Annotated in this window: 15 protein-coding genes, 8 pseudogenes and 1 other annotated feature; of the genes and pseudogenes, 9 read left to right on the top strand and 14 right to left on the bottom strand. The window is 68.4% G+C overall.

Annotated features, from left to right (window positions below):
- Positions 1 to 98: 98 nt before the first annotated feature.
- From IOE58_RS04210 to IOE58_RS04195, 3 genes and pseudogenes are all read right to left on the bottom strand, one after another.
- The gene (locus IOE58_RS04210) at positions 99 to 518 is read right to left on the bottom strand and encodes a hypothetical protein (RefSeq protein WP_193865156.1); all 420 of its coding nucleotides are present in this window, start codon (positions 516 to 518) and stop codon (positions 99 to 101) included.
- A gap of 91 nt (positions 519 to 609) precedes the next feature.
- Positions 610 to 1130: pseudogene (locus IOE58_RS04200) on the bottom strand (IS3-like element ISPfr13 family transposase); the annotation flags it as partial.
- A gap of 662 nt (positions 1131 to 1792) precedes the next feature.
- On the bottom strand, positions 1793 to 3226 hold the full coding sequence (locus IOE58_RS04195) for an aldehyde dehydrogenase family protein (protein ID WP_193865153.1): 1434 nt from the start codon (positions 3224 to 3226) through the stop codon (positions 1793 to 1795).
- 137 nt (positions 3227 to 3363) lie between these two features.
- Here IOE58_RS04195 and IOE58_RS04190 point away from each other — a divergent pair, with 137 nt between their 5' ends.
- Complete coding sequence (locus IOE58_RS04190) at positions 3364 to 4401, top strand: MauE/DoxX family redox-associated membrane protein (RefSeq protein WP_193865152.1); 1038 nt, start codon at positions 3364 to 3366, stop codon at positions 4399 to 4401.
- Between the two features lie 275 nt (positions 4402 to 4676).
- Entirely contained in the window at positions 4677 to 5240 is a 564-nt protein-coding gene (locus IOE58_RS04185) for an arsenate reductase/protein-tyrosine-phosphatase family protein (protein ID WP_193865151.1), read from the top strand.
- Here the strand turns inward: IOE58_RS04185 and IOE58_RS04180 are convergent, their stop codons facing one another.
- Genes IOE58_RS04180 through manA form a run of 3 tightly spaced genes read right to left on the bottom strand, consistent with a single transcriptional unit; the run spans position 5241 to position 7866 of the window.
- A complete protein-coding gene (locus IOE58_RS04180) occupies positions 5241 to 6371 on the bottom strand; it encodes a hypothetical protein (protein ID WP_193865150.1) in 1131 nt (376 codons plus the stop codon).
- Positions 6368 to 6655, bottom strand: coding sequence for a PqqD family peptide modification chaperone (locus IOE58_RS04175; RefSeq protein ID WP_193865149.1), 288 nt, complete (start codon positions 6653 to 6655; stop codon positions 6368 to 6370). The genes IOE58_RS04180 and IOE58_RS04175 overlap by 4 nt, the downstream gene beginning before the upstream one ends.
- Positions 6652 to 7866 (bottom strand): mannose-6-phosphate isomerase, class I, encoded by a 1215-nt coding sequence (gene manA, locus IOE58_RS04170; RefSeq protein ID WP_193865148.1) that lies wholly within the window; start codon positions 7864 to 7866, stop codon positions 6652 to 6654. The genes IOE58_RS04175 and manA overlap by 4 nt, the downstream gene beginning before the upstream one ends.
- Before the next feature lie 120 nt (positions 7867 to 7986).
- Here manA and IOE58_RS04165 point away from each other — a divergent pair, with 120 nt between their 5' ends.
- Positions 7987 to 8820: a nucleotidyltransferase family protein gene (locus tag IOE58_RS04165; protein WP_228018791.1), complete on the top strand. Its 834-nt coding sequence runs from the start codon at positions 7987 to 7989 to the stop codon at positions 8818 to 8820.
- Here IOE58_RS04165 and IOE58_RS04160 read toward each other — a convergent pair.
- The 7 genes and pseudogenes from IOE58_RS04160 to IOE58_RS04130 all read right to left on the bottom strand — a co-directional run.
- Entirely contained in the window at positions 8720 to 9331 is a 612-nt protein-coding gene (locus tag IOE58_RS04160) for a VanZ family protein (protein WP_193865147.1), read from the bottom strand. The genes IOE58_RS04165 and IOE58_RS04160 overlap by 101 nt on opposite strands.
- 2 nt (positions 9332 to 9333) lie before the next feature.
- Complete coding sequence (locus tag IOE58_RS04155) at positions 9334 to 10818, bottom strand: sugar transferase (protein WP_193865146.1); 1485 nt, start codon at positions 10816 to 10818, stop codon at positions 9334 to 9336.
- Positions 10819 to 11243: 425 nt separating this feature from the next.
- Positions 11244 to 12667, bottom strand: a pseudogene (locus IOE58_RS04150) (IS1380 family transposase).
- Between the two features lie 414 nt (positions 12668 to 13081).
- A pseudogene (locus tag IOE58_RS04145) lies at positions 13082 to 13957 on the bottom strand (IS5 family transposase); the annotation flags it as partial.
- Positions 13885 to 14553, bottom strand: a pseudogene (locus IOE58_RS04140) (IS3 family transposase); the annotation flags it as partial. The pseudogenes IOE58_RS04140 and IOE58_RS04145, both read right to left, overlap by 73 nt.
- Before the next feature lie 39 nt (positions 14554 to 14592).
- Positions 14593 to 15942, bottom strand: coding sequence for an IS256 family transposase (locus tag IOE58_RS04135; protein WP_193865190.1), 1350 nt, complete (start codon positions 15940 to 15942; stop codon positions 14593 to 14595).
- Positions 15943 to 15993: 51 nt separating this feature from the next.
- Positions 15994 to 16481: pseudogene (locus tag IOE58_RS04130) on the bottom strand (transposase); the annotation flags it as partial.
- Positions 16482 to 16704: 223 nt separating this feature from the next.
- Between IOE58_RS04130 and IOE58_RS04125 the strand changes: the two are divergent.
- The 5 genes and pseudogenes from IOE58_RS04125 to IOE58_RS04110 all read left to right on the top strand — a co-directional run.
- Entirely contained in the window at positions 16705 to 17562 is an 858-nt protein-coding gene (locus tag IOE58_RS04125) for a hypothetical protein (RefSeq protein WP_193865144.1), read from the top strand.
- 45 nt (positions 17563 to 17607) lie between these two features.
- Positions 17608 to 17919 carry a transposase gene (locus IOE58_RS04120; protein WP_193865143.1) on the top strand — a complete coding sequence of 104 codons (312 nt, stop codon included), beginning with the start codon at positions 17608 to 17610 and terminating at the stop codon, positions 17917 to 17919.
- Positions 17877 to 17979: a sequence feature (AL1L pseudoknot), on the top strand. Its footprint overlaps the gene before it by 43 nt.
- Positions 17916 to 18563: pseudogene (locus tag IOE58_RS14850) on the top strand (IS3 family transposase); the annotation flags it as partial. Its footprint overlaps the feature before it by 64 nt. The gene IOE58_RS04120 and the pseudogene IOE58_RS14850, both read left to right, overlap by 4 nt.
- Before the next feature lie 18 nt (positions 18564 to 18581).
- Positions 18582 to 19979 (top strand): IS30 family transposase, encoded by a 1398-nt coding sequence (locus tag IOE58_RS14200; protein WP_396121506.1) that lies wholly within the window; start codon positions 18582 to 18584, stop codon positions 19977 to 19979.
- Positions 19957 to 20286, top strand: a pseudogene (locus tag IOE58_RS04110) (integrase core domain-containing protein); the annotation flags it as partial. The gene IOE58_RS14200 and the pseudogene IOE58_RS04110, both read left to right, overlap by 23 nt.
- Before the next feature lie 90 nt (positions 20287 to 20376).
- Here IOE58_RS04110 and IOE58_RS14195 read toward each other — a convergent pair.
- Positions 20377 to 20664 (bottom strand): transposase, encoded by a 288-nt coding sequence (locus IOE58_RS14195; protein ID WP_228018789.1) that lies wholly within the window; start codon positions 20662 to 20664, stop codon positions 20377 to 20379.
- Between the two features lie 54 nt (positions 20665 to 20718).
- On the opposite strand from IOE58_RS14195, the pseudogene IOE58_RS04100 reads away from it, so the two are divergent.
- Positions 20719 to 22052: pseudogene (locus IOE58_RS04100) on the top strand (IS256 family transposase).
- Positions 22053 to 22163 lie beyond the last annotated feature (111 nt).

Raw genomic sequence — 22163 nt, 5'->3', positions numbered from 1 at the left:
ACGCGCGGGAAACGCCACCCCACGCGTAACCCCCGAAATCGAGGGTCACGCCGGGGGAGTCAACGCGGCGTGTTCTTACCGACGGAGCCGCGAGCAACCTAGAGATTCAGCAGACCCGACGGGGAACCACCGTCCAGCAGGGCGACGTGCAGAGCGGCGACGTCGAATCTACCGCGCTCGATCGCGGTGTACTCCGCTGGCGGCACGAAGCTCGACTCGGCGGCTTCGTTCTGTGCATTCACCGTCAACGCGAGTACACCGCCGTCACCGAAAGCACTGAAGAGCACGTCGAGGAGCTGGTTCACCCCGTCGAGAGCCGTGTCGAGAACACCGTCACGACTGAATGCTAGGTCCACCGCACCCTCGACGACGCCGACGATTCCACCGACGAGAGTCGAGAGGACATCGTTTGCCGGCGTCACCGGCTGCCAGCCCAGCCGGAAGACCTCGATCGCCACGGCAGATCCGTCCACCACTTCGGCGAGCGTTCCCTGAATAGTCACCCCCAGGAGCGCCACGCGGATGGTGAATCGGCCCGGGATCTCTGCCGCTACTTTGCGGGTTCGGGCTCTGGGGTGAGGGCCTCGTAGTGGAGCACTTCGGACTCTACTCGCGGATTTTGTCCTCTACCAGGGCGTCTGCGACGGTGCGCTCAGCGATGCGGGCCGGGCGCTTCCAGGCCCGGTAGGTCCGTGCAGCGATCGCAAGGCCCTGCTGGCTCAGGACGCGAAGGATCGGCTCGACTGCGTAGCCCTCGGCTCTCATCTCGTCGATGAACGCCAGGATCAGCGGTTGCGGGGTGGGGGCACCCCCCGCTTGCGCGGGACGAGCTCCCCCGCGAAGAAAATTGAAGCCCGGCGAAGAATCTCGTTGTCCTCGCGCAACCGCTTGTTCTCAGCCTTCAGTCGTTCGACCTCGGCGGACTCCTCGCTCGTGATCCCGGGGCGGGTTCCGTCGTCGACCTCGGCCTGCGCGAGCCAGCGCCGTGCTGACTCCCGCGAGACGCCTTCTTGCCGAGCGACCGCAGTGACTGCGGCGGTCAGAGTGGGGTACTCCTGCTGGTGTTCCCTGACAAGCCGCACGCACCTCACGCGCAGCTGGGAATCGATCTTCCACGGCTGCCTGTCCATCCTTCCCGACTCAAACAGCAGCGGCATCAAACCTGGGCCGATTCAAGTAGGTGGTGGTATATGCGGTGTAACCGTTGATGGGGCGCGCGGTGCTGTACGGCGCCGGGATCGTCCACGTCTGGTCAGTTCCGACCTGCCCCCACTTGAGGCCCGCATATGCCGCAGCGGGGAGGTAGAGCGTGGAGCGTGCCGCGGTGGGATTCGGGGTGGCCGGGACATTCTCCATCCAGATGCCCGCCGTCGGGTAAGCAGCGCTGCCGTTGATGGTGATGGTCTGCGTACGACCCGAGGGGCCACTGCCCGTGATGGACGACACGGCGAGGATGCCTCCCAAGAGAGGCGTTGGCGAGGCAGCGACCGCGGGCGCTGCAACAGCCACAGCGGCCGCAGGGGCAACCCAGGCCGCGCCCCGCAGCAGGTGCCGACGGATGGGATGGGATCGGAGCCGGTCATTGGCGCCCTCCTGGTGTTGATGGCTCCTCACGGGCACGGCGTGCGGACTCGACCCACACCCGGCTCGGAAATGGGACGTACTAAACGGTAGCGAAGGTACGATTCAACCTAAACCGGCGCAACGGTCACGCGGCCCTGTTCAGTCGTTGTGTCACACCGCACGGCGCGCTACGTCCGGATTAGGTCGATTTGCGCGTTCCCGCAGTGAGTCAACGGAACAACTGTCCGAGCAGAGCCCGCTTCGCCCCGCGGTACGGCGGGGTGACCAGCCGGAGCGTGTCGGGGCGCAGCGGCTTCTTCACGACGGGCTTCGCGTGGGTGAACACCTGGAGGCTCGCGCGGCCGTGGTACTTCCCCATCCCGGACTCCCCAATGCCACCGAAGGGCATCGTCTGGGAGCCGAGGTGGGCGAGGGTGTGGCTGAGAGCGAGGGAACCGGAAGAGGTCTCGGCGATGAATCGCTCCTCGATCTCGGATCGGGGGCTGAATACGTAGGCGGTCAACGGTTTCTCGCCACTGTTGATGCGGGCGATCGCCTCGTCGGGCCCAGAGACTTCGAGCAGCGGGAGCACGGGGCCGAAGATCTCCTCCCCCATCACCGGATCGTCCCAGTCCACGCCGGTCATGATCGTGGGCGGGAGGTACCGGGCCTCGCGGTCGGCCCCGGTGGTCCCGCCGAGCACGGCCTTGTCGTCGTCGATCAGGGCGAGCACGCGGTCGAAGTGCTTCTGGTTCACCATCCGGCCGTAGTCGCGGGAGCGACGCGGGTCCCTGCCGTACAGCGCGATCGTCGCCTGGCGCAGGTGGGGGACGAGGCGATCGATCGTGGCCTGGGTGGCCATGAGGTAGTCGGGAGCGACGCAGGTCTGCCCGGCGTTGGTGAACTTCCCCCATACGATGCGGCGCGCGGTCGCGGCAAGATCCATGCCCTCGTCAACGAACACGGGGGACTTCCCGCCGAGCTCGAGCACGGTGGGGGTGAGGTGCTCGGCCGCGGCGCGGGCGACGATCCGCCCCACGGCGCCGTTGCCGGTGTAGAAGATCAGGTCGAAGCGCTGCTCGAGCAGGAGCGCGGTCTCCTCGACCGCGCCCTCGACCACTCTCACCCCGGCCGGGTCGAGGTGGGTGTGCACGAGGCGGGCGAGCGCGGCGGAGGTGGCCGGGGCGACCTCGCTGGGCTTGAGGATCGCGGTGTTCCCGCCGGCGATCGCGCCGATCAGCGGGGCAAGTGCAAGGTTCACGGGGTAGTTCCACGGGGAGATGATCAGCGTGGTCCCGAGCGGCTCGCGGCGGATCTGTCCGCTGGAGGGCGCGAGCAGCAGGCCGGGGCCGAAGCGCTCCGGTCGCAGCCACACACGGAGGTTCTTGCGCACATGCGCGATCTCCTGGGCGACAACACCGAGCTCGGTGATCAGCGATTCGGTGCGGGATTTGCCGAGGTCCATCTCGAGCGCCTTCAGCAGGCGGGGACGCTCGGCGCGGAGTCCGGCGGCGAGGGCGTCGAGTTGCGCGATGCGCGCCTCGAGCGGCCGGGTGGTGCCGGCGTCGAAGGAGTCCCGCAGCGCGGCGACGTCGGCGAGGATCTCGCCTCGTCGGACGGCGTCGAGGGCGGAGGTAGCGGCCTGGTGCGCATCGGTGGACATGGCTCCAGGGTAGGGCCGACGGACTCGGATGCGCCGTGGGCGAACCGCCGGCCCGACCCCGTTCAGGCGGGCGCCCATGCCGGACAATGGAGGCGACGCTGTCCCGAAGGCCGGGCCGATGCGAGGAGGCTCCCCGAATGGCTGTGCTGCTGTCGGCACCGATCCTGCTGTCGATCACCCTGCTGATCTCCGGGCTCGCAAAGCTCGGTGCGCGCGAAGAAACCAAGGATGCGATGCGCTCGCTGCGCCTCCCGCTGCCGACGATGCACGCCTCGGTCGCCTCGGCGCTTCCGGTGATGGAGATCGTGCTCGCGCTGGCGCTGTGGATCCCGGTGCCGCCGCTGCAGATGCTGATCGCGGGTGTCGTGACGTTGCTGATGTTCGCCTATCTGGTGATCATCGCGCGGGCGCTGACCTTTAAGGAGCAGGTGCAGTGCTCCTGCTTCGGCACCCTCGCTTCCCCCACCGTCTCCCGCGCCACGCTGGTGCGGAACGTGATCCTCAGCGCGCTGGGCGTGCTGGCGGTGGTCGCGGCCGCGACCGGTGCGATGACCACTCTCCTGGTGCAGGACCCGATGGGATTGATCGGGCTCGGGATGGCGCTGCTGATCGCGATCGTGCTTACCGCCGCCACGATCGGGGGACGCGTCGCCGCGCCCGATGCCGACGCCCCAGCCGCTCCGGCCTCTGCCGGGCCGGTTCTAGAAGAGGACGAGCTGCTGGACTACGAGCGTTCCCCGATCCCGGCGGCGGTGCTGCAGCAGCCCGACGGCCGCCTAGTCACCCTCACCCAGCTCACCGCGCAGCGCGCGGCTCTGCTGGTGTTCGTCACCGAGGGCTGCGGGCCGTGCGAGCGAGTGCTGGACCACGCTGAGGAGTGGATCGGCGAGCTGGAACAGACGCTACAGGTGCGGTTCGTGTTCTCCCGCCCGCTGGACCAGCTGCGGGAGCGGACGACAGACCGCGTCGCCGACCACGCGCTGCACGACCTGCAGTTCACCGCTCGCACCGCGCTCGGCGGCGCGAGCGCGCCGAGCGCGGTGCTGCTGGGGGCCGACGGCCAGCTCGCCGGCGGCCCCGTCAACGGCGGCAGCGCCGTGATCGAGTTCGTGCAGGAGATCCAGGAGCAGCTGGCGGAGGCACAGGCAGGCGGGGAACTGTCGTCCGGCGGCTGAGTGCGAACAGGGAAGCCGACAGGGTACGCCTCGCTCCGGGCGCACCAGGTGGCGCATTCCGGGGGAGGCGCTTTCAGGCGGGCAGGGGGACGGCGGACCGTCACACCCTCGATAGTGGCATGCCCTCGGCGAATTAAGAAGGAGGGCCGTCGCACTTCTTCACCTCCGGCACCCTTTTGCGACCTCACCGTCGGGCAAATTTCCACGAGTTCACCGCGTCGCCACTTTTATCTGAACATTTCCGACGATCCGCCTGTGCCGTCTAGTCTGTACATATGAGCTCTCCCGCCCCCGTGCGCCACCCGGAGTCGCAGCAGCCTTCGGTCCTGTTCGTGTGCACAGGCAACGTCTGCCGCTCCCCCTTCGCCGAGCATCTGCTGCGCGATCGATTACCCGGCATCCGCACTGCAAGCAGGGGTATCTTCGCCCTGGAGGACAGGCCGATGGATTCGCAGATGGCGGGCGAGCTCTCAACGCGCGGCGTCGACCCGCAGGGCTTCCGCGCCCGCCAGGTATCCGCCGCGGACCTCGGGGCGGATCTGATCCTCACAATGTCGCGCCGGCAGCGCACCTACCTCCTGGATGAATTCCCTGCCGCAGCCCGGCGCATCGGACACATGGGACATATTCCAGAGCTCGTTCGGATGGCGTCGGAGAATCCGAATTCCTCACTGAAGGAAATCATCTCCGCGTGGACGCGCCGGGCGGTTCCCGCGGGCCTCGACGTCCCCGATCCCTACGGCAAGGATGCGGCGCAAGCGGCACGGACGGCCGCGTTACTCACCGAGCGGGTGGAGCAGCTGGTGCCGGTGCTGCGCCGGGGCGTCCTCGCCCCCTGATCAGCCTCGGCGGGCCCAGCCGTGGGCCACGAGATCCGAGACCGTGCCTCGGACAAGGGCCGTGCTCTCGGGGTGTTCTCCGATCTCCTCGACCACCAGCTGCTCCAGCTGGTCGAAGGTGAGGGGGCCCGCGTCAGCGAGCAGGTCCCAAACCAGTCCTGCGAGGCCCGGCAGGTGGATCGCGCCGTGCTCACCGAGCAGGAACAGCCCGGACTCCATGGCGAGCGCCTGGCGGAAAGGAACGGCCGCTATCCTGCCAGGCGCCGGCGCCGTGTCCTCCCAGGTGACCACGTCTCCGGGCCGCGGCTCGATCTCGGCCGTCTCGGCGTGCTCGGCCGGCGGCAGGCGGCGCAGCAGCTCCTCGAGCTCGGCGGCCTCCCGGTAGCGCACCTCCAGAGCGCCGCCCACAGAGTTCAGCAGTTCGGCGAGCGTGGCGAGACCTCCGGGCAGCGCCCACAGCGAGGAGGTCTGCGGCACGATCCGGGTCAATGCCTCGGACAGCGGCACCCGCGTCACCGAGGACCCCTCTTCCGGCTCGTCCTCGTCCCGGATCCGCTCGAGCAGCAGCACCATCGCCGGCGCCGGGGCGGCCGCCTCATGGGCGGGGCGGAGCCCCAGGCCCCCCAGGGCGAGGTCCCGTTTCGCGCCGAGCTCCGGGTCGTGCTTGGAGACGGGCTTGGGATAAGGCGTGAGCGCGAAGGTGCCGGGTGTGATGATCGTCAGCTCGTCGGTGAGGTAGGCGCCGCCCCGTCCCAGCATGGAGGAGGCGGTGGACTTCCCGGCCCCGGACGCGCCGACGAGCACGAGGATGCCGAGCTCGGGGTGGGCAACGGCGCCGGCGTGCAGGAGCAGGCGGGTGCCGATCAGCCGGCGGATCACCTCGCGGGTGAGGTGGCCGGAGATGGTGTAGCTCGCCTCGGGCCGCGCGGGCAGCGGGACGGCCCCGGCGGGGAGGTCGCCGCTGGGGAGCGCGTAGTCGAGGCGGATCTGCGGTGTCGCGCCGTCGTCGTCGGCCGCACGCAGGTGATACCAGAGGGCGTCGATCTCCTCGGCGACGGTCTCGAGGCCGGGTCCGAAGGTGAGCAGCACGCTGTGGCCCGCGACCTCGAGCCGGTTCGCGTTGGCGGTCACGCGGCGTCCCCCTCGATCGTCTCGAGGATCCCACCCATATCGAGCTCGGCGAGGAAGACGGTGATGATCTGCTCGGCGTCCTCGGGCACGTCCTCGACCTCCTGCCGCAATCGGGCGGCGAGTTCGGTGGGACTCGCGGTGCGGCCGGGCGCATCCGCGAGCAGCTCGAGCACGAGAGCGCCCACGCCCTGGATGCGGTTGATCGGGCCGTGGGGCAGCGCCCCCACCCACAGGTCCTCCCCGTCCCAATCGCTGACCAGGGGGCGCAGCCGGTAGCGGGTCACGGGACGCTCGCCTGGACGAAGCGGCCGGAGCCGCCGGCGTGGAGCTGTCCGGCGGCGGCGGGCACGAACAGGGCCTTGCCGGCGGTGAGCACGTGGCGGCCCAGGTCGCTCTGCACCAGCACCTCCCCCTCGAGGCCGAGAAGGGTGCGGGGCCCGCCGCCGGGGACGCGGTGGCAGGCGCGGAAGGTGCCGGGCGGATCGGTGAGCGTGGTCATCGAGAGCTCGAAGTCGTCCACGGGCGCATAATAGGCGACCGATGTCGCGTTCTGCCGCTCCGGCGCGACGCGTAGCGGCGGTGCGGCCTGCACGCTCACGCACTGCAGCATCTCGTCGGCGTCGACCTTCTTGGGGGTCAGCCCGGCGCGCAGCACGTTGTCGCTGGCGGCCATGATCTCCAGGCCCACGCCGCGCAGGTAGGCGTGCAGAGTGCCTGGGGGCACGAACATCGCCTCGCCCGGGCGGAGGGTGACGGGGTTCAGCAGCAGCGCGGCGACCACGCCGGGGTCGCCCGGGTGGTGATCGGCCAGCAATGCAACGGTCTGGTCGATGCGCAGGGAGGGCGAGTGGCCGGAGTCGGCACGAGCCCGGCAGGCCCCGACGACTTGCTGGACCACATCGGGGCCAGGGCGCATTGCCGAGGAGACCAGGGTGCGGAACGCGGCGCGCATGCCGTGGGCGGTGGGGCTGCGAGTGAGGAGCGCATGGAGGCGGTCGGTGAGATCGGTGCCCAGCCCCTCCAGGAGCGCGGCGGCGCGGCGCGGGGTGCGGAACCCGCACAGCGCGGTGAAGCGGGTCAGCGCGATCAGCATCTCGGGCTTGTGGTTGTCGTCGCGGTAGTTGCGCAGCGGCGACTCGAGCGGGAGCCCGGCCGCGGTCTCCGCGGCGAAGGACTCCTGGGCGTGCTCGCGATCGGGGTGGACCTGCAGGGACAGCGGCTTCTCCGGCGCGATGACCTTCAGCAGATAGGGCAGGCGGGCGCCGAAGGCGCGCTCCACGCCGCCGCCGAGCATGCGGCGCGGGTCTGTGGCGATCGCGGCGTCGAGCCCGGTGCCGGCGTCCTGCCCTGTGGCGAGGGTGGAGGGCGCCAGCGGATGCGCCCCGTACCAGGCCTCGGCCCAGGGGGCGCCGTCGGCGGGGCGGCCCAGGAACTCGGGGATCGCGGTGGTCGATCCCCAGTCGTAGTGCTGGATGCGGCTATCGAGCTCCCACACGTCCGCTCCCCCTTCCGTTCTCGTTCGTGCGTCCTTCTGCGCTCATCACGAGCGTCCGTCCGCCCGCGGGCACTGCTGCCGATCCCGCGGCCAGGGCCGGCGGCTCCTACACTTGCCCCCATGACATCCCCCGTGCAGGTGCCGGTCCCGGTGCGTCTGCGCATGGCCCATGGTTGCCTCGACCATATTGCCCGAGGCGCGGGTGTGAGGATCCTGCATCTCAAGGGCGTGGCGCTGCATCCGTTGCTGGCCGAGGGCCGCGCCGGCTCCTCGGACTGCGACGTGCTGGTGGACCCGGGGCAGGTCGCGCCGCTGGTGGCCGCGCTCGAGGCCGACGGATGGGGGCAGTTGACCACCTTCGAACACGGCAGCGTGTTCGCGCATGCGGCGACGTTCCACCACCGCGTGTGGGGAACGGCCGATCTGCACCGCGCCTTCCCAGGCCTGGACCGGGATGCGGCGGCGACCTTCGAGCGCCTGTGGGCGCATCGGGAGAGCGTGAACCTCGGCGGCGCCCCGTGCGCGGTCCCGGATCTCACCGCGCAGCGTCTGGTGCTGCTGGTGCACGCCGCCCGCGATGCGAGCGGCCGCTCTCGTCATGACGTGCGCGTGGCCTGGACCGAGGTGGACGAGGCGGAGCGCGCGCGGATCAAGGGTCTCGCCGCCGAGCTCGGTGCCCAGGTGCCGCTCGCGCTCGCGATCGGTCGCCCGGAGACCGTGGAGGGCCTGCCCGGGGCGCGGGTGTGGCAGGCGGTGCACGACGGCGCCGCCCCGCGGGAGGTATGGCGGGCACGCCTGCGGGACGCCGACGGCTCCTTGGCGAAGGCCCGGCTGCTGGTCGAGGCGCTGCAGGTCAATCGCGATCATCTGGGCCTCCGCCTGGGCCATGCCCCGTCTCGGGGCGAGGTGCGCCGGGAGTGGTGGGCGCGCTGGGGGCGCTTCCTGGGTCGCTGAGTCCCGGCCGACGGGCCGACGCGTCGGCCGGCCGCTCCGTGCGGCGGTTCCGTGCGTGCCTCCCGGCGAGCCGTCGCACGAGCAGCCCGAGGCCGACGCCGAGCGCGGCACCGGCGGTGTTGGCGAGGATGTCGACCAGGTCCTGCTCCCGCGTGCCGATCTCGCCCTGGTAGAGCTCGACCGCGATCGAGAGCCCCGCGCCGGCCGCCACCAACCACCAGGTGGGCACCAGCACGGCGAGCGCCGCGAAGAACGGCACGAACAGCGCCACGTTCGCGAGCGCCGCGAACATCTCCGGGGTGACCTGCTCACGCAGGCCCACGGCACCGGTGACGGGGTACCAGATCCCCACGTTCAGACGGTTCACGGCCCAGCCGTCCGAGGTCAGCAGCAGCGCGCCCGCCGCGAGCGGATAGAGCAGCAGGACGAGCGCGGCGAGGAGGCGGAGGGGACGGGGCAGTGCGCTCTTGGGGCGCGCAGCGGTTGCTCCGCCTGGAACGGGCCGGGTCATCGTCAGTAGGCGCCCGAGGAGGCGAGCACGGCCTTGACCGTGCGGATGAGGATCTGGAGGTCCTGGGTGAAGGACCAGTTGTCGACGTAGTAGGTGTCCAGCCGCACCGTGTCCTGCCAGGAGAGGTCGCTGCGGCCGGAGACCTGCCACAGTCCGGTGATGCCGGGGCGAACATCCAGGCGCCGACGCGCGTCGTCGTCGTAGCGCTCCACCTCACCGGGCAGGGCGGGGCGGGGGCCGACGAGGCTCATGTCGCCCCGGAGCACGTTCCACAGCTGCGGCAGCTCGTCGAGGGAGAAGCGGCGCAGGAAGCGTCCGGGGGCGGTGATGCGGGGGTCGTTCTGCATCTTGAACATGACCGTGTTGCCGCGGTCCTGGACGGCGCGCTCGACCATCTCGACCTTCACGGCCTCGGCGTCGGTGACCATCGTGCGGAACTTCAGGAACTCGAAGTGCGTCCCGTCGCGGCCCACGCGCTGCTGGCGGAAGATTACGGGTCCTCTGTCGTGGGCGCGGATGCGCAGCGCGATCACGGCGAGCAGCGGGGAGATCACCGCGAGGACGAGCGCGGCGACGACCACGTCGAACAGGCGCTTGGTCCAGCGCAGGGCCTGGCGGGCGCGGGGCAGATCCATGTGCACCAGCGGCAGCCCGGCGACGGGGCGCATCGTGACGCGGTCCGCGGAGATCTCGGTGAGGGCGGGCACCACGATCACGCCGATCTTCTCGTGCTCAAGCTTCCAAGCGGTGCGGCGGAACTCCTCCGCGCTCGAGGTGGACCCGGCGGTGAACAGCAGCATGTCCGGCGCGGCGGACTCAGCGATCGCCAGCAGGTCACGCTCCGCCCCGAGCACGGGGATCCCGAGCCACGAGGAGTCGGCGATGCCCCCCGGGGTCACGGCGCCCACGATGTCGTAGCCGAGCCACCGCTCGCGGTGTAGGGTCGCGGCTATCCCGTCGACGTGGCCGAGGGAGCCCACGGCGATCACCGACTGGCGGAAGGCCCCGCGCACGCGGGCCGCGGCGAGGCCGCGCCGCAGCAGCAACCGGTTCAACAGCAGCAGCGGCGGGCCGGCCACGGAGAAGACGACGAAAAAGGCGCGGGAGAGCTCGAGATCCAGCAGGTAGACGAGCGCGCCGATGACACCGAAGGCAGCGCCGGAGGCGTGGAGGACATTGCGGTAGAGCTGCGGGCCGGAGGTGAGCTGGCGACGGTCGTACCCGCCGAGCATCGCGATGGCGGCCAACCATCCGAGCGCCATGACGAGGGAGGCGCTGGTGACGTTCTCGCGAAGATCACCGGCTGGCGGCAAGACGAGCTGGCGGACGGCAAACGCGATGCCCACCGCGAGGGCGAGCGCGAGCATGTCCGCGACGATCATGGCCGGCAGCGTCAGCAGGCGCAGCCGCGCCTCCGACGTGCGCTGGGTCCGCGTCGAGGGTCGATGGCGCGCCTGCGCGGCACGCTCGACATCCAGATCAGTCAAGGTCCCCAACCCCAGATCCCCCGGAAACAGCGTTCAACGGCCCCTCCACGGCTCATCGGCGACCACAGCCACCGTCTCACACCCCTGCGCTGGACCGCTCGACCCGACGCCACGCGCGCGCGAGGGAGATAACGGACGAAACGATTCTTGGTTGCGACTTTAACGGCGTGTAACAACAGATGAGCAGAGTTCTTCGCAAATTGTGATCGGAGCCGCTGGCCTCACCCGGGTGGCCACGCACCCGAGAGCGAGAGATAGCCTCGATCTTTCATGGTGCTGCTGAGCGGCGGTGTCCGGCGTTGTTGCCGGTGTGCGCGAGCTGATTGTGGCATGAGGGTGTGACGGGTCGCCGCGTGTCGATCGCGGTGGCCGGGCGTTCCGGTGCCAGGGTCCTTGGGGAGTGCGGTCAGCGACGGGGCCGGGAGCTATCCGGCCGGGGCGGGAAGCTGGGCGAGGCGGTCGTAGCCTGCCTGGATGATCCCGGCCCAGCGTGACCGGTCCGAGAGATGCAGGACCCGCTACCGGGCATGGCGAGCGAAGGTTGCGGCGGTCTGGAACAGACGCAGTCGCTGGCGTTTGGGTTCCCATCGCCGTGCCGAGGAGTCGGGAAGCGCGAGCAGGCCCATCCAGGCAGTGATTTCGCTGGCCAGAGCGATGATCTGGCACCAGATCCGGTTCTGGGCGAAGGATTTCAGCGGCAGGTTCCGTAAGCCAGCGTCTTTCGCGGCCCGGATCCGGTCCTCGCATCGCGCCCGGCGGCGGTGACGGACTTCGAGGTCAGCCAGCTGCCCCCGGGTGGGTGGGGGCACCTCCCCCGAGCGCAGCGAGGAGGGGGAGTGGTCGCGAAGGCGGTCAGGCGGTAACCGTCGACGTCCTCGAACCGCAGCTGCGCCCCGGGATGCGGTCGCTCGCGGCGGACGATGACCCGCATCCCCTTTGGCCAGTCCTTGAGGTCCAGCAGTCCGGTCAGCTCGGCCACGTCCGCCCCTTCTCGTGGGGTGCCGTCGGGGTCATAGGCCGGCTCCCAGACATGCTCGGGGATGATCCGGTAGACCTCCGGGGTGTTGGCGGGCAACGTGAATCCCACCGAGTACGAGACCCGGCGTTTGACCAGCTCCTCGATGGTTTTCTTGGTGGAGCCGGCACCGTCGATCCGGATCAGCACCTTCTTCCCCGGCCTGGGCCCCAGCCCTACTTGGGCCAGCGCCTGTCTGATCACGGTCTTGTGGTCAGCAGCCGTGTTCGAGCCCGCGTTCCCGGGCCGGAGCAGGCAGGTCAGCATCTCCCCACCACTGCCTTCGCCGTGGTCGGCGAAGGCCAGCAGGGGGTGGAACCCGAATCCCTTCTTGAACGTCGCTCGTGCGTTCTCCTTCTCGCTATGAGCTGTCACGAGGGTGGCGTCGAGATCGATGACCAGCGGGTTCTTCGCGGTGACGTGATGGCTCGGGGCATGGCTGCCGGCCCGAGCCCACGCCGCCTCGCGGGCGCGGCGGCGGGCGGTGTTGATCGCGCGTTCGGCAGCATCGACATCGCTGGCCAGGAGCGCGAGCAGGCGAGAGATCGTGGGATCCGAGGCCACCTGACCGTAGACGTCCGGCTCGGCCCGCACCGCGGCGACGTCGGCCAGGCGGTCCCCGCCCACAGCCAGTGTCAGCGCGAGGTCGAGCAGGATCTTGCCTGGATCATGCTGCGCCAACGGGCGCCGCCACGGTCCCAGCGCTTGCGACAGGGCCCGGTCCAGGCCGGTGGCGCGGACCGTCTCGGTCAGCAGCACCCCGCCCGCCTGCCCCACCGCCGCACTCGGTGCGACATCAACCTGCACCCGCGGATACAACCCGGTAGTGTTCACCCTGAAGGTGCTCCTTCGACCTTGGAGAATTGGACCTTAAGCAAGCCCTATTCTTCCAGGTCAGGAGCACCTTTCCGCGTCTACGACCACTCCTCGGACACCTCAACGATGAAAGCCCGAGGGTAGGTCCGTTGCGTGAGCGCGCGAGAGAGCTGGACCGGCTGCCGCGTGGTGCTCGGCGTGAGCGTGCCGGTGACGTCGGCGATGATCGCCTGGTTCGTGGTGGACCTCTAGCTCATCGGGCCGGGGCCAGCTCAGAGAAGCGGCCTGCGGATTCTCCCGACGCGGGCCTCAGTACCTCCAAGGGAGCAGCACCCACGGTAGTCGGATCGCCCAGAAGCCAGAGTATTGCGGTGCACCACGATTCAATCGCGTGCACGAGACACCCGGCCCACTAGGGCATGTCTCATAAATCTTGGTCCAGGTGATGCAGGCCGCGAGGACGACGGCATCGCGGTAGGTGAGGGCGAGCTTGTCATAGCGGGTGGCCAGTCCTCGCCACTGCTTCGCGAGAGCGAAGGAGCGCTCGACGACGTTGCGTCCCTTGTGGGCGACCACGTCGAACCCGGGCGGGCGCCCGCCCCGGGAGCCTCTGCGCTGGCGGGCAGCGATCTCGTCCGGCTTCTGCGGGATCACGCCCGTGATCCCGCGCCGGGCGAGGTGTCCGCGGTTGATCCTCGAGGTGTAGGCGCGATCGGCGAGGACCGCGTCGGGGCGAGTGCGGGGCCGGCCCGGGCCCAGGCGAGGAACCCTGATCTCGGCCAGCACCTCGATCAGCATCGCGCCATCGTTGCGCTGCCCGCCCGTGACGACCGCCGCCAGCGGACGCCCGTTCCCATCGACCACGGCATGGATCTTTGTCGTCAGCCCACCCCTTGACCGGCCGATGTCGTGACCTGCAGGTTCACGTGCGCCACCCAGAGAACTGTGGACGAAGTCCTCACCGCGCGGCCTGTGATTCACTCCGGCCCCCGTGTCCTGCTCGGGACGGGTCGTGTTGCTCGCGTGCTGATGCGCACGCGTGATCGTCGCGTCGACCGACACGTCCCAGGAGATCTTCCCGGCCGCGTCGGCCGTGGCGAGGGGCTGTTGGAGGACGTGATCCCAGGTGCCGTCCGCGGCATAGCGGCGATGTCGCTTCCAGACCGTCTGCCACGGTCCGAAACGCTCTCGCGGGAGGTCCCGCCACGGGATCCCGGTGCGGTGAGCCGCCCCCTTCATTCGGTCCGGACGTTCTGTGAGTCGTCGGTTTCCATTTGATGGGTGCACTGCCGAGCGTACTCGGCTGGGGTTAGGTAGCCGAGCGAGGAGTGCCGGCGGTGGTGGTTGTACTCGTCCTTCCAGTCGCCGATGATGACCTGTGCGTGCAGCAGCGAGTAGAAGCTGTTGATGTTGAGGCACTCGTCGCGGATCCGGCTGTTGAACGACTCGACGTACCCGTTGCGCCACGGCGAGCCCGGAGGGATGTAGGACAGGCCGGTGCGGGTGCCGGCCCAGTCGGCCATCGCCTCGCTGATGAACTCCGGCCCGTTGTCCGACCTGAGCACCGCCGGGGCGCCCCGGGCGGCGACGAGGTCCTCGAGGTGGGCGGTGAGTCGGTCGGCGGTAATCGAGCGCTCCACGAGGCCGCCGATGCACTCCCGGGTGTGTTCGTCGACGATCGAGCAGATCTTGATCAATCGTCCGTGCTCGTCGGCGTCGAACTGGAAGTCCACCGCCCACACCACGTTCGGCGCGTCCGCCGTCGGCGCGTCGACGGTCGAGGACCCGACGCGCTTGCGTCGACGCCGCTGCGGGACCCGGAGCCCTTCGTCACGCCACAGGCGTTGGATCTTCTTGTGGTTCACCACCCACCCCTCGGCGCGGGCGTCGTGATACGCCCGCCGACCCGTGGGCCTGTCAATTTGTCTGTGTAAGCGGGGTGGTTACAGGTAGGGGTTGATGCGGTCGGGGTAGGCGGCGGCGAGCTGGGCGAGGGCCTGCTTCCAGTTGGTGACGACCTGGCCCTCGACCAGCCGGCCGGATGCTCGACGCTGGTCGGCGGGCTTGCCACGTTCCTTCTCCCGCTCCAGGGCGCGTTTGTCTTCGATGTTGCAGATCGCCAGCCACAACAGCTTCACGGCAGCGTCGGTCGAGGGGAAGTGCCCGCGGTTCTTGGTGACCTTCCGCAGCTGGAAGTTCAACGACTCGATGCTGTTGGTGGTGTAGATGACCTTGCGGAGCATCGGCGGGAATTGCAGGAACGGGATGAACCGCTCCCACGAGTTCGCCCAGGTCGCGGCTGCAGACGGGTACTTCGTGCCGAGCTCGGAGGCCTCGAACTCGGCCAGAGCATTCCTCGCGGTCTCTTCGTTGGGGGCGGTGTAGATCGGCTTCAACGCGGCGGCGACCTGTCTGCGGTCGGAGTAGGCCACGAACCGCATCGCTGCCCGGATCAGGTGGACCACGCAGGTCTGGACCATCGAGTCCGGCCAGGTCGCCTCGATCGCCTCTGGGAGCCCCTTCAGGCCGTCGCAGCAGACGATCAGCACGTCCCTGACGCCCCGGTTGGCCAGGTCCGCGCAGACGTGGGCCCAGAACGCCGAGCCCTCGGTGTCTTGGACCCAGATGCCCAGCACGTGCTTGATCCCGTCGAGGTCGACTCCTACGGCGATGTAGGCGGCGCGGTTGAGGACCTGGTTGTTCTCCCGGATCTTGATGCGGATCGCGTCGAGATAGATCACGGGATAGAACTCCTCCAGCGGCCGGGTCTGCCAGGCCAGGACCTCTTCGCTCACGGCGTCGGTGATATTGGAGATCGTCTCGTGGGACAGGTCTGTGCCGATCGTGCTCGCCAGGTGGTGCTGGATGTCCCGGATCGTCATCCCGCCCGCGTAGAGGCTGATGATCATGTCATCCAGGCCGCCAAGGCGCCGCTGGCCCTTGGGGACCAGGCGCGGGGTGAACGAGCCGGCACGGTCCCTGGGGACGTCCAGCTCGATCGGTCCGACCTCGGACTCCACGGTCTTGGGTGTGGTGCCGTTGCGGGAGTTCCCGCTGCCGCGGCCCTCCGCGGCGTGCTTGTCATAGCCCAGGTGGCTGGTCAGCTCGGCCTGCAGGCCACGCTCCAGGGCGGCTTTCACCAGCGCGGGCACGAACCCGCCGTCGCCGGTGAGCTGAACATTGCCTGCGTCGATCTGAGCGAACAGGGCATCCAGCTGCCCCGAGGACTTCAGCTCCTCGACCAGGTCCCCGCCAGTGGGCTCACCACCGGCCTGCTTCTTCTCGTTGGTCATGGTCATGATTCTTACCGTTCCTTTCAGTACGGCTTACACAGACCATCTGACACGCCCATACCCGTAGCGGGGATGGTCCTTCGCCCAGGCGCGCAGCCACTCCCTGAGCGCCCGATCCGGGTCCGCGACCGTGTTGCCCTTGAGCGGTCGCCGGTACGCGGAGCGGCTCAGCCCGACCAGACGGCACGCCATCCGTTCGCTCACCCGCAACTTGCGCTTGAGGTGATCGACGGCGGCGCGGCGCCTGTTCGGGCTTAGAAGTTTCCCTCAGCCAGCTCCTTGAGCGCGGCCTTCTCCAGCTCCGCTTCCGCGAGCAGACGCTTCAGGGTCGCGTTCTGCTTCTCCAGCTCCTTCAGGCGCTTTGCGTCGTCGGCCTTGAGGCCGCCGTACTGGTTCCGCCACCGGTAGTACGTCTGCTCGGACACCCCCAGCTCCCGGCACACCGCCGCGACGTCCTGACCATCGGTGAGCATCCTGTCGGCCTGCCCGAGCTTACGGACGACCTGCTCGGGGGTGTGACGCTTTCTGCTGTTCGTCATGATCTGACCAGTCTCCCTGCCCGCGACCGCGGGCAACAGGACGACTCTCATAACGACTGGACCTACGAAACGGGGTCAGCCCACTATACTGGACCCATCCCCCAGTCCTCAAGGGAATGGAGGACCACAAGATCGCAAACCACCACCTCCAACCCCTTCGTTCCGAACCACCCAACAAGCAACCCGGAGCCTGAACTGGGAACCCAACAGAGAGCAGGCTGAAATGACCGAGAACCCCACCGCTCCCAAGACCATCTCCCGCCGAAACATCACCCGCGGCCTGGCCTGGTCCGCGCCCGCCGTGGTCGCCGTGGCCGCCGCCCCGTTCGCCGCGGCCTCTCCCACTCCCTGTAGCCCCGCGACCATCTCCCAGCTCTGGCAGGAGTGGGTCTCCAACAACGAGGAGGGTCTGACCTACGAGCCCTCCACCACCCAGGCCGGAACCGGCACCTGGACTGTCACCCGCACGATCCCTGAGCACGGGCTGACTCGCTTCGTCACCTTGGACTTCACGGACGAGCGCTGGCTGGAGCTCATCCTCGAGGGCGAGCCCGGAGAGTCTGTCACCGCCACCGGAGAGGGTCCCGCCCCCGCGTCGCTGTCCGAGGTGACGATCCTGTGGGAGAGCGGCAGTGGTGTGGGGTACAACACCGAGACCGACGAAAACAACGAGTGCGCCGTGGCCAAGTACGTGTATGACCGTCCCACTCCCTGTAGCCCCGCGACCATCTCCCAGCTCTGGCAGGAGTGGGTCTCCAACAACGAGGAGGGTCTGACCTACGAGCCCTCCACCACCCAGGCCGGAACCGGCACCTGGACTGTCACCCGCACGATCCCTGAGGACGGGCTGACTCGCTTCGTCACCTTGATCTTCACGGACGGGGGCCGGCTGGAGCTCACCCTCGAGGGCGAGCCCGGAGAGTCTGTCACCACCACCGGAGAGGGTCCCGCCCCCGAGTCGCTGTCCGAGGTGACGATCCTGTGGGAGAGCGGCAGTGGTGTGGGGTACAACACGGGGATCGACGAAAACAACGAGTGCGTCATCGCCAAGTACGTGTATGACCCTCCCGTGCCAAGTTGAAGCGCCCTGGGTTCCGTTCCGAGTCTCAGCAAGGAGAATCGGAGCATGCCCAAGAAGTTCAGTCCAGAGCTGCGTGACCGTGCCGTGCGTATGGTCTACGACCGTCAGGTACGCGAGGGTGGTCCCCGTGCAGCATCGATCCGTGCGGTCGCCCCGCAGCTCGGTGTCGGTACGGAGACGCTGCGGATCTGGTGCAACCGCTACGGCCCCACCGAACCAGCCGGCCCGGGAGAGCCGCTCGAGGAGGAGAACCGCCGGCTCCGGCGAGAACTCGCCGAGGCGAGACGCGCGAACGAGATCCTGAAAGCCGCCTCGGCGTTTTTCGCAGCGGAACTCGACCGCCCCACGACGAAATGATCGCGTTCATCGACATGCATCGCGAACAGTTCGGGGTCGAGGCCATCTGCCGCATCCTCGGTGCGACAGAATGTGGGTTCATCACCTCCCGCGGATACCGTGCCGCAAAGAGCAGGCCAGCCTGCGCTCGTAGCATTCGGGACGAGATGCTCGTGGAGGAGGTGAAACGAATTCACAAGGAGAACTACAGCGTCTACGGGGTCCGAAAGATGTGGCACGCGATGCGGCATGCGGGATGGGACGTCGGTCGCGACCAGGTGGCACGACTGATGAGGATCGCGGGACTCCAAGGCGTCCGGCGAGGCCGTAAGCCCGTCACCACCCGCCCTGGAGCCGGACCGGATGAGCGCCCCGACCTTGTGGAACGGAAGTTTGCCGCGGACCGTCCGCGGCAGCTCTGGGTCGCTGACATCACCTACGTCCGGATCCTCGCCGGATTCTGCTACGTCGCATTCATCACCGATGTCTTCAGTCGGAGAATTGTCGGCTGGGCGGTCGCACCCACACTCCACACACAGTCTCTACCTTTGCTCGCACTGGAGCACGCACTTCTTTCCACTGGTGCAAGCAGGAATGATAGCGGATTGGTTCACCACTCCGACAGGGGCAGTCAGGGTGGATTCAATCGGTGGACGCAACACCTCAGGTCGAGGAGGGTGTTGATGGGACGACCAGCTGGATGGCTGAAGGAACTCACGGGCCGGTCGGCGATGATCTCGCCAGGCGCCCCGAAGACGCGCCGCAGCATCGAACGCAGGTTCTGGAAAGAGATAGCGACGGGAAGCTCCTCGGAGGACGCAGCCGGGAAGGTGGGCGTGTCTGCAGCCGTCGGGGCACGCTGGTTCCGACAAGGTGGCGGCATGAGGACGATCGAACTCACCGAGCCTGGCGGACGTTATCTATCGTTTCCTGAGCGGGAGGAGATCGCTGTCCTGCACGCTCAGCAGGTGGGCGTGCGCGAGATCGCGCGCAGGATCAACCGCGACCCGGCCACCATCTCGCGCGAGCTGCGTCGAAACGCCGCTACCCGCGGCGGGAAGCTGGAGTACCGGGCCTCGGTCGCGCAGTGGAAGGCGGAGCTGATGGCGCGGAGGCCGAAGACCGCGAAGCTGGTCGCGAACCCGAAACTACGGAACTACGTCCAGGACCGGCTCAGCGGCGATGTGTGCCATCCAGATGGGTCGATCGTGGCTGGGCCGGACGTACCGGCGTGGAAGGGCAGGTCGAAGCCACGCCGGGCCGACCGGCGGTGGGTCACGGCGTGGAGTCCGGAGCAGATCTCACACCGGCTTGAGATCGACTACCCCGAGGATGAGTCCATGCGTATCAGTCACGAGGCGATCTACCAGTCCCTGTTCATCGAGGGCCGGGGCGCGCTCAAGCGAGAACTGGTCGCCTGCCTGCGCACCGGCCGATCTCTGCGGGTGCCCCGAGCCCGGTCGAAGAACAAGCCTCAAGGGCACGTGACCGAGGATGTGGTCCTCAGTGAACGCCCCGCCGAAGCCGCCGACCGCGCCGTGCCAGGACACTGGGAAGGTGACCTGATCATCGGCACGAACCGGTCCGCGATCGGTACCGTCATTGAGCGCAAGAGCCGAGCCACGTTGCTGGTGCACCTGCCTCGGCTGGACGGCTACGGGCAGACACCGCGGGTCAAGAACGGTCCCGCCCTGGCCGGCTACGGCGCTGTGGCGATGAACGCTGCTTTGACTGCCTCGATGACGACCCTGCCGCAGCAGTTGCGCAAGACGCTGACCTGGGACCGCGGCAAGGAGCTGTCTGGGCATGCGCAGTTCACTGTGGAGACGGGCACGAAGGTGTTCTTCGCCGATCCCCACTCGCCGTGGCAGAGGCCCACGAACGAGAACACGAACGGGCTGCTACGTCAGTACTTCCCGAAGGGTACCGATCTCTCACGCTGGACTGCGCAGGACCTCGAAGCGGTCGCGCTGGCAGTCAACAATCGTCCCCGGAAGGTCCTCGACTGGAAGTCTCCAGCTGAGGTGTTCGCCGAGCAGCTACAGTCACTCGAGCAAGAGGGTGTTGCATCCACCGATTGAATCCACCCAGTATGTCTCACTGGCCTATTCGGACGCTCTCATCGCAGCGGGGGTGAAAGCATCAGTCGGCACCGTTGGCGATAGCTACGATAACGCCCTGGCCGAGACCGTGAACGGTCTCTACAAGACGGAACTGATCTACTCGAAGCGGATCTGGGATTCGGTCAGCGAAGTCGAGTTGGCGACGATGGGCTGGGTCCACTGGTGGAACACGACCCGGCTCCACGAGGCGCTCGACTACCGCACTCCAGCGGCAGTCGAAGCGGCCTACACTCACACCACGACGACCGCGCCCGCGACCGTCTAACCACGGAACGAAACCCAGGGCGCTTCACTCCCTGCCCGCGACCGCGGGCAACAGGACGACTCTCATAACGACTGGACCTACGAAACGGGGTCAGCCCAGGTTCGCCTGGGAGAGGTAGGCCGCGGCACGGCGGAGGACCTCGTTCTCCTGCTCGAGCAGCCGGATCCGCTTGCGCGCATCGCGCAGCTCGACCGAGTCCTCCCGGGTCTTGCCGGGCCTGTTGCCGTCCTCGACGTCGGCTTGACGCATCCAGTTCGTCAGACACGACTCGGATATTCCGAAGTCACGCGCGATCTGGGAGAGCTTCTGGCCAGGTTCGCGGTTCCTCGCGACACGGACGACGTCGTCACGGAACTCCTGGGGGTAGGGAGCAGGCATGATGCACATCCTTCCCTGCAACGCTTCTCAGCGCCACAGATCATGTGACACCTGATCGCGCATCAGTCCCCTCCTCACATTGTCGACCCTTCCGGCCTGCTCGGTGAAGCCCTGGCCGAAGCGTCCCCGGACCTGATGCGCAGCCTGCTGCAGGACGTGATCAACGCCCTGCTCTCCGCGGACGCTGATGCCGTCGCCGGCGCAGAGTACGGAAGGCCCAGCGCTGGTCGTTCTGCACAGCGCAACGGCTACCGCCATCGCGACCTCGACACACGGGTCGGGACGATCGATGTGGCCGTCCCCAAACTCCGCTCTGGCACCTACTTCCCCGACTGGCTGCTCGAGCGGCGCAAGCGCGCTGAATCCGCCCTGATCACCGTCGTGGCGGACTGCTACCTCGCCGGCGTCTCCACCCGCCGCATGGCTCCCCGGATGCACGCTTCGCGCACATCGCATCCGGGGCCCCAGCTCGTCAAGACCCTCGGCATCAACTCGCTCTCGAAGTCGCAGGTCAGCCGCATGGCAGCCGATCTTGACGAGCATGTCGAGCAGTTCCGCCACCGGCCCTTGGACGCGGCCGGCCCCTTCACATTCGTCTCCGCTGACGCGCTGACGATGAAGGTCCGCGAGGGCGGACGGGTGATCAACGCCGTCGTCCTGCTCGCGACCGGCGTGAACGGCGACGGGCACCGCGAAGTGCTCGGCATGCGAGTGGCCACCAGTGAGACCGGGGCGGCATGGAGCAGCTTCTTCGCGGACCTGGTCGCTCGCGGTCTGGGCGGGGTCCGTCTGGTCACCTCGGATGCGCACGCCGGGCTGGTCGAGGCGATCGCCGCTCACCTGCCCGGAGCGTCCGGGCAGCGACTGGGGGCACCTCCCGCTTGAGAGCGAAGCGCGTGGGGGAACGCACCCACTACGCCGCGAACCTGATGAGCATCTGCCCCAAGGGCATGTGGCCGGCCGTGAAGGCGATGCTGCACAGCGTCTATGACCAGCCCGACGCGACAGCCGTGAACGCCCAGTTCGAGCGGCTGCTGGACTACGTCAGCGAGAAACTGCCCGACGCGGCCGATCACCTCGATGCCGCCCGCGCCGACGTCCTCGCGTTCACCGGCTTCCCCAAAGACGTCTGGGTCCAGATCTGGTCGAACAACCCCGCCGAGCGTCTGAACCGCGAGATCCGTCGACGGACCGACTCGGTGGGCATCTTCCCCTCTCGCGAGGCGATCGTCCGGCTCGTCGGCGCGGTCCTGGCTGCGCAGACCGATGAATGGGCCGAGGGCCGCCGCTATCTCGGCCTTGACGTCCTCGCCCGCTGCCGCCTCACCCTCACCACCAGCCCCGTGAACGAGGTGAACACCGATGCCCTGCCCGCGCTGACAGCCTGACCCCTCATCGAAGGATCGCTACACCACTTCCTGGGACTTGACCGAAAGCTCGGCGGCGCACCCTGATGAGGAACTGAAGATTTTCCTCGCCTCCGCCGAGTGGGTGGCGTC

Origin of the sequence: Brachybacterium epidermidis, from assembly GCF_015209585.1 — a bacterium.
GTDB lineage: Bacteria > Actinomycetota > Actinomycetes > Actinomycetales > Dermabacteraceae > Brachybacterium > Brachybacterium epidermidis.
This window is presented reverse-complemented; position numbering and strand designations above follow the sequence as displayed.